A 12,601-nucleotide genomic window follows, 5' to 3' on the forward strand; every position below is an offset into this window, starting at 1 on the left:
TTAAGCGTATTTCTAGTGCTTGGGAGGCAATAATTCGCCTCTCTTATATTTGTAATACCAACGGCTGAATAAAGCAGGCGTTGGTAATAATAAAGAGTAAATAAAGGTAGATGATGAAAAAAACTCTATTAGCAGTGGCGTTACTTGGCGCATCTTCTGCGGCAATGGCAGATTCTTGGGTTTACGGTGGTGCAACCGTTGGTCAGTCTGACTACAAAGGTGAGACTGATACGTCTTACTCTGTACATGTTGGTACTGGTATTCTGCCTCTCATCGGTATTGAAGCTGGTGTCACTCAACATGGTGAATTTAACGTAAATGGTCAAGACACTAAGTTGACGTCTTACTATGCAGCACTTAAACCTAGTATCGATTTCGGTCCACTACATATTTATGCGAAAGGTGGCCTCCACCAGTGGGATAAAGAAGTGAAAGGTGGTCAAAACGATGACGATTTCGATCTAATGTATGGTGTAGGTGCAGAATACTTCGTCTTTGGCCCGATGTCTGTTGGTGCAAGTTATACCAACTACACCGCTGACAAAGAGGACATAGGTACATTCTCTCTAAACGCGACACTGCACTTCCTATAAGCACCCTCTTTCGCAAGTCTATTTGAAAAAACACTGGCAACACGCTGGTGTTTTTTTGTCTGTAACTCAGAGAAACAACAGTCGAATCTAACCTATTGATTGATTAGTCTTAAAATGCCTACGACTTCCATTATCATGATGCCTGATAGGCTCGACCAATGCATTGCCACGAAGCGTTTCGCTAAACATTAACGTTCGCTTACTGAATACCGATAAAAAATGGGCGTTTGAGCTAGATTTGAGTGCAAGTCATCTTCGTTTTTATTAATTTTACAGGTAATGAGAGAATCATTAGACGTCGTAGTTTCTGTGTTTGATTGCTTTGTGTATCTATGTCTCCATTTGTCTTGAAAATGCAATAAATATGATGCTTTTGCAAAATACTGTGATTGTTGCTAGTATTCGTCCGCTTTAAAACTTTAGAGTTCAAATTAATGGAGGGCGGTATTGGAGTTCTTCTCAATTGAGGAGCGTTTCAAATTAACGTTAAATTTGTATTTATGGATAATGCATTTAAAAAATATAGTATTGACACAACAGACTATCAGGTTGGACAAGATAACGTTCAAAAGTGGGGATTCGATATACATAACCCCGTCTTTGGTATCAGTGCAGGTCTCATAGCTTTCTGTCTCATTTCACTTCTTCTTGTCGAGCCAAGCACGGCTCGTGACGTATTAAACGGCCTTAAAAACGGAATTATCGAACAGTTTGATGCGTTTTTTATGTGGTCGACTAACTTCTTCTTATTGTTCGCTGTTGTTCTACTTTTTTCTCCGCTAGGTAAGATACGCCTAGGTGGTAAAGAAGCAACACCGGACCACTCAACTGTTTCTTGGTTGTCGATGCTTTTTGCCGCAGGTATGGGGATCGGCCTTCTCTTCTGGAGTGTAGCTGAGCCAACCGCATACTTTACCGACTGGTGGGGAATGCCATTAAATGCCGTACCATATTCGGAAGAAGCGAAATCTCTTGCGATGGGGGCCACCATGTTCCACTGGGGTGTTCATGGTTGGAGTATTTACGCACTTGTTGCCTTAGCACTCGCATTTTTTGCCTTTAACAAAGGTTTACCACTTTCGTTACGATCGGCGTTTTACCCAATTTTTGGTGACCGTGCATGGGGTTGGTTAGGACATGTGATCGATATCCTTGCCGTTTTATCAACTCTTTTTGGTCTTGCTACTTCGCTTGGTTTAGGTGCTCAACAAGCAACCAGTGGTATTAATCATGTGTTTGGCCTAGAAGGTGGTATTGGTACACAAATGATTGTGATTACCTTTGTTACCTTTATCGCGGTGCTATCTGTGATTCGCGGTATCGATGGCGGTGTCAAGCTATTAAGTAATGTCAACATGGTGGTGGCTTTCGCGTTACTTGTTTTCATTATCTTTATTAGTTCCGATACGGCATTGGTTTCTCTGCGTGATACGACTATGGCTTACATCGAAAATATTATTCCGCTGAGTAACCCTCATGGCCGCGAAGATGAAACCTGGATGCACGGTTGGACAGTGTTCTACTGGGCTTGGTGGGTTTCTTGGTCACCATTTGTCGGTATGTTTATCGCCCGCGTATCTAAAGGGCGTACCGTTCGACAGTTCTTATTTGCAGTGATTGTAGTTCCAACGATAGTCACTCTTATCTGGATGTCTGTATTTGGTGGTATTGCGCTTGACCAAGTTGTGAATAATGTCGGTGAGTTGGGTGCGAATGGTCTTACTGATATTTCATTGACGTTGTTCCATGTATACGATGTGCTTCCATACAGCTCGGTGATCTCGATTCTATCAATTGTGTTAATTTTGGTTTTCTTTATCACATCCTCGGACTCTGGTTCACTCGTTATCGACAGTATTACCGCTGGTGGTAAGATTGATGCACCAATACCACAACGTATTTTCTGGGCGTGTATCGAAGGTGCTATTGCTGCAGTAATGCTTTGGATTGGCGGTAAAGAAGCCTTGCAAGCATTGCAGTCGGGTGTTGTCACCACAGGACTACCGTTCACTTTTGTGCTGTTGGTGATGTGTGTAAGCTTGGTTAAAGGTCTAAGAACTGAGCTTTCAGCTTATAAATAACACGGCAAGACTTATTCTTTAAGTGTAATGCCGAGCGTAATGCGCTCGGCATTTTTTTACTTTTCTTTTTAAGAAATCCCATTTACCTTAATTACCCCAATTTCAGATGAACATATGTCTATCGCTAAACTGATCCTCATTCGAGGCCTTCCCGGCTCTGGTAAAACAACCTTAGCAAAACAATTAATGAAAGAATTGGACGCTAAGCACTTTGAAGCTGATATGTTTTTTGAGGATGAGAGCGGAGAGTACCACTTCAATCCGGTTCAATTGCCTCAAGCGCATGAGTGGTGTTTTCAACAAACTCGAAAATGGCTCAACAAGAACAAAGTGGTCATCGTAAGCAATACATTTGTATGTCGTTGGGAAATGCAACGTTACCTAGATTACTGCAGCAAAAAGGCGATTGAAGTGGAAATCAGAGTGTGTCGCGAAGAATATAAGAGCGTTCATGATGTACCACCAGCGACCATAGAGAAAATGCGTCGCCAATGGCAGAATTAAAAAGTCACTGTCCCCGCCACCATTCACCACCAATGTCTTTCATGAATGAAAGAATCATGACGATCCCAAAGTAGAACTTACTTATTAAGTACGTAGCTGTGAGCAAATCCGACTTTGGATAGAAAGCTCAACGTTAAGGTCGTCCATGGATGATTTTATAAGACATTAATCTCATAAAAACCAGAAAACTGGACGCGTTACAGATTCATTTCGACGTTGCTTAGGATGGTTTTCAGAACAAATGTACATCTTGTCTAAATTTTATGATTTTCTTTGTAACTGATGACTTATGTTATTGTGCTGAGTCGAATAATAAATAATGACAAATAGGTCATCGAGGGCAGTTGCGTTTCAATAAAGTTTTTTGAATAAGGTTTCCTTATGCCATTGAAAATGACTTTGATCGCGCTTGCTGTCCTGACGGCGTCTGCTCAGTCTCAGGCTGATACATCTCTCATTCCACAGGTTTCATTGGCTCAGACGTATCAAGATGGAATTGATGTCTCTGAGTACTGGTACAGCGAAAAACTGGACGGCATACGCGCTTATTGGACTGGTCATCACTTTGTGACTCGAAACGGAAATAGGATATATGCACCAAAGTGGTTTATTGAGTCTTTGCCAGACTACCCGTTAGATGGTGAGCTTTGGGCTGGCCGAGGTAACTTTCATCTGGTACAACAAACCGTACTCGATAAAACACCGGTCGAGTCTGCTTGGCGAACAATCGACTTTATGATTTTTGATATGCCGTATTCCGCAGGAGATTACCGTAAACGCTATTACAATATTAAGGACTTAGTGTTTGAGCTTGATGAGCCCCACATCAAATATGTTGAACACAGAACGATTAAAAATGAAACTCACTTGTTTAATCAGTTAGATAAGATATCGATATCCGATGGCGAAGGAGTAATGTTACGTAAGGTTTCCAGTCGATACCAAGCTGGCCGTGGTAGTGATTTGCTAAAATTAAAGCGATACGCCGATGATGAAGCTTTGGTGATTGGCCATAAACCGGGAACAGGGCGGTTGTTAGGTATGGTAGGGGCATTATTAGTGCGTTTATCAGATGGAACAGAGTTTTATATAGGTAGTGGGCTCACCGACGAAGTTCGTCGTAAGCCACCAAAAATTGGGGCAACGGTGACTTTTAGATATAACGGTTTTACTCACACTGGCAAGCCTCGTTTTGCAAGGTTCTTGCGCGAGCGCGTTAAAGAGTAGACCGACCGCCAACAGTTACACCACACCGCTTGAAGAGAGCTTGCCAGAACTGAACATGTTTTAGGATCTGTGTTCTAAAAGCTTTATGTGCGTCTGTTATTCCATATGGATGTCCATGAAGTTGCATTCGCCACTCGACCAGTTGAATACCGCTGCTGATTTGCTGGTAAGTACTGTCTAAGTAAGCCAAGTAAGGTTGTACTTCTTCAACGTAAATTGAGTTAAAAACATTGTTTAAATAACGAAACTGAGTAGTGTCACGGTTCTCCCCACACTGCACATTACTTTGGTTTTGTTCGAGCAATTGTGTCGTGACATTCAACCAATGAGAGGCGTTGACCATTGAATAATAAAGGCGACCCAGCAAGCGAGATTTTTCGATCTCTTCCTGATACTGAATAAGTGCGACATCGGGTAGGCGGGAAATCGTTTGAAGAGGCACGTCGTACATTTCGCTGAAAAGGCTAAACGCATCACTGATGTGTGCTACATCACTTACGTTTTCGACTGATAACCAATCAGAAGCCGTTAATTGCTTTCGCATTGCATCACTACTAAGTAATACGTTATCGAGGTGCGTATCGAAATGTTGCCACTTTTTTGAATACAGCTCTTCCAGAATAACGCGCTCGTCATTACTAAGATTAAAGTCCGTTAGGCAGGTATTCAGTGTTCTTAATAGCGAAGTCTGATAATCAAAGTCGTGAAACGCGTCCTGAACTTTGCCAAGTTGTGAATTTTTTTCTGCTAGTAGATTGAATAGGCCACATTGGCGTAGCTGATAACTCTCTAACAGACCTATTGATAACCTTGGAAGTGGCTCGAATAACGCGCGCTTTGAAGGGATGGTAATTGCCGGCTGTCCTGCCATTGGAATGGTTGGAGAATCCAACACATTGGCTAAACGATGGTGATATTTATCAAACACGGCATTTTCTGAGTTAAACCAGTTGCTACAGCTGCCAATAAGGAATGTTGAGAATAATAAAATGAGTCGCACAAAAATCCTTTTTTACTTCTCTATCTTTATCTGTGTAAAAAAGTATACCCGTATCACTGTTATTCGATCAAAAAAGCCAGCATTTGCTGGCTTTTATATTGAAATAATCTCAAGGAGCTTAAACCTTGTACCTTAAATCATCTTTTATTGAACGGAAAAATTTAACTGTATTTCTGGATCTTGACGGTGCATCCAACGCATCCTTATTCCTAGCATTATCGCTGCGGAAGACAGACCGATAATAATACCAAGCCAAAAACCTTGTGCGCCCATTGGGTCAACTATCCAGTCCGTTCGACCAAGGATATAACCCATAGGCAAACCAAAGACCCAGTAGGCAATGAATGTACGGTTAAAGATGGCACGCATGTCTTTATAACCGCGTAGCGCACCTGCTGCGATCACCTGAAAGGCATCGGTACATTGATAAACCGCTGCAAACAGTAACAACTGCATGGCAAGCGTAATGACTTCGGGGTTGTTGGTGTAGAGTTCGGCGATCAGTTCTCGAGATAACACGGTTAACACAGCTGTTAGTACAGATAAACTTAAACCGACCATGATTCCCACTCGAGATGCAACACGTGCACCGTCTACGTTTTCTTCGCCAAGTCGGTGACCAACTCGAATACTAACCGCAGCACCAATACTCATCGGCAGCATAAACACCAAAGAGGAGAAGTTTATCGCGACCTGATGAGCGGCAACGATAATCGGACCTAATGGTGACACTAAGAGTGCAACAACAGCGAATAGCGTCACTTCAAAGAACAGTGCCGCAGCAACAGGGAAACCAAGTTTAAAAAGTCGAACTTGCGCCTTCCACTGTGGGCGGTGCCATTCACCAAAAAGGTTGATACTCTTTAAACGTTCTGACGTGATGACATACATAAGAAGCAGCGCAAGCATTACCCAATAAACGATAGTTGTTGCAACACCGCAACCAACGCCACCTAGTTCTGGCGCACCAAACTTTCCGTAGACGAAAATCCAGTTGAGAGGAATGTTGAGTAACAAGCCGATAAAGCCAATGACCATCGCTGGTTTAGTTAATGACATACCGTCCGTAAAGCTTCTTAAGGCTTGGAAGAGCAAAAACGCTGGAACGGCTAAAATGACGGCATATATGTAACCCACCGTTTTCTCTGCCATGAGCGTTTCGACGGCCATGAACCCGAGAATAAATTGGGTTTGAAGCAGGACAACAATAATCGGAATACTGATCAACAGCGCTAAAACAATTCCTTGCTGTATTTCAAATGGGATTTTTGCTCGACGACCGGAACCATTTAGCTGCGCAACGACTGGTATCAATGCCATTAATAAACCCACACCAAATAAGATGGAGGGTAGCCAAATGCTTGAAGCGATAGAAACCGCAGCCATATCTGTGGCACCTACGCCACCAGCCATAATGGTATCGACAAACCCCATGCCTGTCTGAGCGACAGAAGCGATCAATACAGGAGTCGCCAGTTTTATAAGACTTGATGCTTCTTCTTTATAGCGATGCACGAAAATACTCCAGAGCGGAACAATAAGTTAAAAGAAAGGAGTGCTCGAAGACAAAAGATGTGATGCACTGATCTGATGGTTGATTTTAATCACTATAAGGTGAAAAAATGCCTCGGAGAAACTCCGCGCGAATGATAAACAATTGTATGTCTATATTCTATAGTTAGACAGCGAATAGTGAAGAACACTGAATAAACGTTTGCTTAGTTCATGATACGTTTATATTAATAGGTAAAAAATAATGTTTACAGGAATAGTTCAAGGTACGGCTAAGGTTGTCCAGATTGATAGGAAAGAGCGCTTTCAAACGCACGTAGTCGAGTTAAATGGCAAACTGAGTGAGGGACTAGAGATTGGCGCATCAGTTGCACACAATGGCTGTTGCTTAACCGTAACCCAAATAGTGGGAAACCTCATCCACTTTGATTTGATGCAAGCGACGTTAGCATTAACCAATTTAGGGGCTTTGGTGGAAGGTGACAGCGTTAACATCGAGCGCGCAGCAAAATTTGGTGATGAAATTGGTGGCCACAATATGTCGGGCCATATTAGTTTGATGGCGGATATTGTTGACATTGTCGATACGCCAAATAACCGCACGATTTGGTTTAAACTACCGCAAGATGCAATGAAGTATGTACTCGCCAAAGGCTACATTGGTCTGGATGGATGTTCACTCACGATTGGTGAAGTCGAGGAGCGCCGCTTCTCGGTACACTTGATTCCAGAAACGCTACAAAGAACATTATTTGGCATGAGAAATGTGGGAGAGCGCGTTAACATTGAATTTGATCCACAGACTCAAGCTATAGTTGATACGGTTGAGCGAGTTCTGGCTGCGAAATAACGTTAGAATATGAAAAAGGAGCTATATCGCTCCTTTTTCGAATTTAATTTTCTGTCATTTTTATTTTGGTTGTATTTGAGTTTTTATTCGTAATTATCATCAATAAACAATTCAATCTTCTCTTGTAGTTCATCTACACGCAAGTTTAAGTGGATTGCGTGGCAACATGCTGGGCAATCATCATAAAACTCTTGATCACCATTACTCGCATCTAATGTGATGCCGATCGAATGCCCACAGTGCGGACACTTCACATGTCTTTCAGTATAATTTTTCATGCAACAACTCCTAGTCTCGCAGGGCTTGGCAAACTTGTTATAGAAGTACAGCCCTAGACTTACTTTGCCTACAAGGAAAGAGGCACAATCTAAAGTTAAGTCTTCTTTGATATTAGGTGGAGTTGTTGCTAATTGAGTCGAAATAAGTACAAAACTTGACCCCAAACTCAACCTTGAACTTGGGGTCAATATCCGGAGTGATATGCCTCGATATTTTACATTTTGAAATGATTAATGCCTTCCAAATCAGTAAGAAATAATTTTATTGATCGTCTGTTGTGCTTGTTCCAAGTAATGGCCTCCAAATAAATTACAATGATTAAGAATATGATAAAGATTGTAGATGTCTTTACGGTCTTGATAACCTGGCAATAGTGGCATAACAGACTCATAACCTTGATAAAATGCAGTATTGAATCCGCCAAAAAGTTCCGTCATTGCGATGTCACACTCTCTATCGCCCCAATAACAAGCAGGGTCATAACAAATAGGACCGAAAGCCGTTAATGCCGCATTACCATTCCATAAATCACCATGTAGTAATGAGGGGGCAGGGTTATGATTTGCCAAAAGCTGTTTCACGACGTCAATAAACTCTTCGATATCAATTAGGGTAACGCCTTTCTCTTTGAGTAGTTGTAACTGCCAACCAATTCGCTGCTCAGCAAAGAACACGCACCATTTTTTATGCCATTTGTTTGGTTGTAGGGTCGAGCCAAGATAGTTATCGGTATCAAACCCAAACTCTTTTTGCTCTCCCCATTGATGGAGTTGCGCCAGTTGTTGCCCGAATGCGAAGCTACTTTTGACATCTTCTAGTGGTTTAGTAGGGAGATAATTAAGGATAAGAAAAGAGTTATTCTTGGTTTTACCAACTAGAACAACCTCTGGGACAAAAAGAGTGGACGTTTCTCGTAACAAGTGCAGACTTTCTGCTTCAACTTCAAATTTAGATAAGAACTCACGGTCGTTAATTTTTACGAAATACCGTTGTTCACCGTCATTGATCATATAGCTTTCACTGATATCTCCACCAGACAGCCTTACTTTTTCGGCGATTTGATATTCGAATAACAACGTATCAGAAAGCTGTTGCGATATTGCTTGCCACATACAAAACCTCGCGAATCTATTTGACCACCAATAGTTTAGGATAAATAGCGAAGTGTTGACGCTAAGTTGAGCATACTTGGGCAAGAAAGTTTTTATTTTGCTAGTCAATTTATATAAATGTGAATCAAATCGCTTATAAGCCTATGATTTATCGACTTAGCATATGGAGCTGCACGTATACAACAGGTATTATTATTTTTTTGACATTAGTTCCATGGTGACATGAAAATACTTATATGTGATGACTCGGCGGTTGCAAGAAAGCTGATCGCTCGCTCCATTGTACAAGATACATCATTGCACCTTCTTGAAGCTCAAGACGGGCATGAGGCGCTTAATATTCTCGCAGAGCAAAATATTGATATTTTGTTCCTCGATTTGACGATGCCTATGATGGATGGGTTTGAGGTTTTAGAGTCGCTACCTGTCAGCAGTTATCCCACTAAAATAGTCATCATTTCCGGCGATGTTCAAAAAGAAGCGAAACAACGTTGTATTGATCTGGGTGCGCTCGATTTTATTGCTAAGCCCTTGTCAGAAGAGCAGGTGATACCGCTTTATGAGCAGCTTGGGCTCCATTACGCATTTAAACCCATCGTTACTCTTAGCTTAGAGACTCAATCACGAGAAGAGATCTCTTCGTTAGCAAAGTTTCGAGAGGTTGCTAATATATCGCTCGGTAAAGGCGCAGCAATTATGGCTGACCATTTACAAGAGTTCATTCAGTTGCCTGTTCCCCATGTAGGCCCTTTATCTTATGGGGAACTTCATATGATGTTGGTGGATGTGATTGGCCGAGATGGTTCGGTTGCCGTCGCTCAACGTTTTGTCGGCGGTGGGATTCACGGAGAAGCGTTAGTTTGCCTTCGAGGTAAAGACATCAATCAAATCGGTGAAAAGTTAGGTTATCGTTTGGAGTTTACGCCACATAATGAAATTATTCTGAACGTCTCTAATCTCTTGGTTTCTTCTTTTCTCACTTCACTGGGCAGTCAACTTGATAAGCAATTCTCACTTCGCCAGCCAAACATCATTGACACATTAACTCCATATAATGAAGACCAAGGTAAGTCAGGCGAGCTCTTTACTATCGAATATACCTATATGGCAGAAGCACTTGATTTTGAGTGCGAGGTTCTGTTTTTAATTGACAAGCCATCTGTAGAAATTATCTATGAAATCATGGAGCTAATATAATGTCCGATATTGCGTTGGACATAGCCGACTTTCATTGGGTTACACAAATTTTAGATACAATGGACTCAGGACTGATCGTACTCGACCAAGAGCATAAAGTCTGTGTGTGGAACAGTTTTATGCAGTCATACAGTGGGGTATTGTCTCGAGATATTCTCGGTGAAAGTCTATTTGACCATTTTGAAGAGTTACCTAGAGCTTGGCTAGAAACCAAAATTAAAACCGCCGCCGATCTCGAAACTCGTTCATTTTCTAGTTGGGAAAACCGACGTTACCTTTTTAAATTTAACAACTTTTCTCCGGTTTCAAACAGCATAGAGTTCATGTATCAAGACATCGTTATTACCCCTTTAAGGGCGCTTTCTGGGGAGGTGAGTCATATCGCGATACAAATAAATGATGTTTCCGAAACAGCGAGAAGCCGTATTCACTTAAAAGAAACAAATCAACATTTGTCAGAAATCAGTCGCAAAGACGGTTTAACAGGTTTATTTAATCGTGCTTACTGGGAGCAATCCTTAAAAGAAGAGTTCGCTCAATTAAAAGTAATCGACTCGCGATGCTCACTAGTCATTTTCGATATCGACCATTTTAAAAAGGTCAATGACACTTATGGCCACCCGACTGGAGACGAAGTTATTCGTCGCACGTCTTCTTTGTTGAGAAAAACAGCAAGGAGCAGCGACGTATGTGGCCGTTTTGGCGGTGAAGAGTTTACGGTGCTGCTTCCCCATACGAACCAAGAGCAAGCTTGCTACTTTGCCGAACGTTTACGTAGAAGAATTGAGCAAGAGATCGTGAAAGTGGAAGATTTTTTGATTAATTACACGATAAGTATTGGTGTTTGCGAATATAAACCTTATTTTGAAACTCATACTCAATGGCTTGAGAATGCCGATGCTGCTTTGTATCGTGCCAAAGAAAATGGTCGTAATCAAACCTGCGCGCATGAAAGCGACTGAATAACAGACGGTTTCACTACACATTCCGTGCTTTCAATTTTTTGAATGAACGCATACCAGGTCGAAAATCATCCACTTAGTTTGTGAATGTTTATTAATATGAAATAAGTTAATGAAATTTTCTCGGCATGTCTTACTATTGAAACTATTTCGCTTTCAGCTTCGAAGGCTTGCAATAAACGGAGAAAAACAGTGGTTGTAGAAACCGATGGATATCTCGCTCTTATCGAGCACTTGTCGCTAAATCTAGATATTTTTACGACTGAAATTGGCGATATTGGAACTGAAAGCATCGAAGATGTAGTAACCGACATGGTAGCTTCGAACATCATGGCTCTTTTTGAACAGAACCCAGAGCTTCACTCAAGCGTACGCTTTAAATTACTGAAAGAAGCCGATGCGGTAGTTGAAGACCTTGGCGAAGTCCTTGCTGGTGTTTGGAATAAAAAAGCAACTAACGAGCAGATTGCATTCTTAGATGAGTATATCTCTTTGGTAAAAAATCTGTTTGATACCGCTGTGGCAACGTACGACCGATCTTTATTGGATTAAAACAGCTTAAAACAAAACTATTTCTCGTCGATCAAATAAGAAGAGTTACAATGTCACTCTTCTTATTTGCCAGAACTTAGAGGCCCAATAAGGGTTATCTATTCTCGAAATAATCACACCTTTAGACGTTGAGGCATGCATAAACTGCTTATTACCTAAGTAGATTCCAACATGATATATCGTTCGTCTTGTCTTAAAAAAAACCAAATCACCTTGCTTAGCGTCTGTCCAGCTCAATTCAACACCTTGCTTTGATTGCTGCCTTGTTGTCCTCGGTAATGAGTATTGATAAGCCTCGATAAAGGCCTTTTGAACAAATGCGGAGCAATCAATACCAGATTTTTGAGTGCCACCAAGGCGATAGGGCGTGCCATGCCACTCATTGTAAAATTGGAATAAATCTGGATTATCGGACAATAGTTGGTGAGTTGGCGTTATCATTTGATCTCGTTCACTAAAGTCAGGTCCTGACGAGCAGGCTGTTAATAGAGCACTTAGTATCAAAGGAAAATATATACGATGCAAATCATCCGTCTTCATCTTTATGGTTCATAACTGTAGTATTCATGCCACAAGCAATCTATGCATTGAAAATTATGGTTTGTTCCACTTCTGTAATGGAAGCATCACAAAGCTGACTCACTCCCAATAGTAACGCAAAAAAATACGTTTTTTCACTCTCACAGATTCACGCTGTCAGCGCAATATATTCACTAGTTGAGCAGCTCGCAG

13 protein-coding genes are annotated in these 12,601 nt (G+C 41.5%); 8 read left to right on the plus strand and 5 right to left on the minus strand.

Translation table 11 applies throughout. The annotated features are described in order from the left end of the window. Positions 1-113 precede the first annotated feature (113 nt). The 4 genes from ATG66_RS11980 to ATG66_RS11995 all read left to right on the plus strand — a co-directional run bounded on the left by ATG66_RS11980 (position 114) and on the right by ATG66_RS11995 (position 4,405). Positions 114-593 (plus strand): outer membrane beta-barrel protein, encoded by a 480-nt coding sequence (locus ATG66_RS11980; protein WP_098415512.1) that lies wholly within the window; start codon positions 114-116, stop codon positions 591-593. Positions 594-1,093: 500 nt separating this feature from the next. Beyond that, the gene (locus tag ATG66_RS11985; RefSeq protein ID WP_098415513.1) at positions 1,094-2,674 is read left to right on the plus strand and encodes a BCCT family transporter; all 1,581 of its coding nucleotides are present in this window, start codon (positions 1,094-1,096) and stop codon (positions 2,672-2,674) included. 114 nt (positions 2,675-2,788) lie between these two features. Continuing rightward, positions 2,789-3,178, plus strand: coding sequence for an AAA family ATPase (locus ATG66_RS11990; RefSeq protein WP_098415514.1), 390 nt, complete (start codon positions 2,789-2,791; stop codon positions 3,176-3,178). A gap of 381 nt (positions 3,179-3,559) precedes the next feature. Then, positions 3,560-4,405, plus strand: a complete 846-nt coding sequence (locus tag ATG66_RS11995) for a DNA ligase (RefSeq protein ID WP_098415515.1) — start codon at positions 3,560-3,562, stop codon at positions 4,403-4,405. Here ATG66_RS11995 and ATG66_RS12000 read toward each other — a convergent pair. Beyond that, entirely contained in the window at positions 4,395-5,405 is a 1,011-nt protein-coding gene (locus ATG66_RS12000; protein WP_098415516.1) for a DUF3080 domain-containing protein, read from the minus strand. The genes ATG66_RS11995 and ATG66_RS12000 overlap by 11 nt on opposite strands. Positions 5,406-5,549: 144 nt before the next feature. After that, a complete protein-coding gene (locus ATG66_RS12005) occupies positions 5,550-6,920 on the minus strand; it encodes an MATE family efflux transporter (protein ID WP_098415517.1) in 1,371 nt (456 codons plus the stop codon). A gap of 241 nt (positions 6,921-7,161) precedes the next feature. Between ATG66_RS12005 and ATG66_RS12010 the strand changes: the two genes are divergently transcribed. Continuing rightward, positions 7,162-7,767 carry a riboflavin synthase subunit alpha gene (locus ATG66_RS12010; protein WP_098415518.1) on the plus strand — a complete coding sequence of 202 codons (606 nt, stop codon included), beginning with the start codon at positions 7,162-7,164 and terminating at the stop codon, positions 7,765-7,767. 83 nt (positions 7,768-7,850) lie between these two features. Here ATG66_RS12010 and ATG66_RS12015 read toward each other — a convergent pair whose 3' ends face one another. Beyond that, on the minus strand, positions 7,851-8,045 hold the full coding sequence (locus ATG66_RS12015; RefSeq protein WP_098415519.1) for a CPXCG motif-containing cysteine-rich protein: 195 nt from the start codon (positions 8,043-8,045) through the stop codon (positions 7,851-7,853). Between the two features lie 246 nt (positions 8,046-8,291). Next, the gene (locus ATG66_RS12020) at positions 8,292-9,158 is read right to left on the minus strand and encodes a fructosamine kinase family protein (protein WP_098415520.1); all 867 of its coding nucleotides are present in this window, start codon (positions 9,156-9,158) and stop codon (positions 8,292-8,294) included. A gap of 222 nt (positions 9,159-9,380) precedes the next feature. Here ATG66_RS12020 and ATG66_RS12025 point away from each other — a divergent pair, with 222 nt between their 5' ends. From ATG66_RS12025 to ATG66_RS12035, 3 genes are all read left to right on the plus strand, one after another. Further along, on the plus strand, positions 9,381-10,355 hold the full coding sequence (locus tag ATG66_RS12025) for a response regulator (protein ID WP_098415521.1): 975 nt from the start codon (positions 9,381-9,383) through the stop codon (positions 10,353-10,355). Further along, positions 10,355-11,317, plus strand: a complete 963-nt coding sequence (locus ATG66_RS12030; protein WP_098415522.1) for a GGDEF domain-containing protein — start codon at positions 10,355-10,357, stop codon at positions 11,315-11,317. Before ATG66_RS12025 ends, ATG66_RS12030 begins: the two co-directional genes overlap by 1 nt. A gap of 192 nt (positions 11,318-11,509) precedes the next feature. Beyond that, on the plus strand, positions 11,510-11,869 hold the full coding sequence (locus tag ATG66_RS12035; RefSeq protein ID WP_098415523.1) for a DUF3802 family protein: 360 nt from the start codon (positions 11,510-11,512) through the stop codon (positions 11,867-11,869). Positions 11,870-11,914: 45 nt separating this feature from the next. Here the strand turns inward: ATG66_RS12035 and ATG66_RS12040 are convergent, their stop codons facing one another. Then, positions 11,915-12,409: a C40 family peptidase gene (locus ATG66_RS12040; RefSeq protein ID WP_179885648.1), complete on the minus strand. Its 495-nt coding sequence runs from the start codon at positions 12,407-12,409 to the stop codon at positions 11,915-11,917. Positions 12,410-12,601 lie beyond the last annotated feature (192 nt).

Source organism: Vibrio sp. ES.051, from assembly GCF_002563795.1.
Lineage (GTDB): Bacteria > Pseudomonadota > Gammaproteobacteria > Enterobacterales > Vibrionaceae > Vibrio.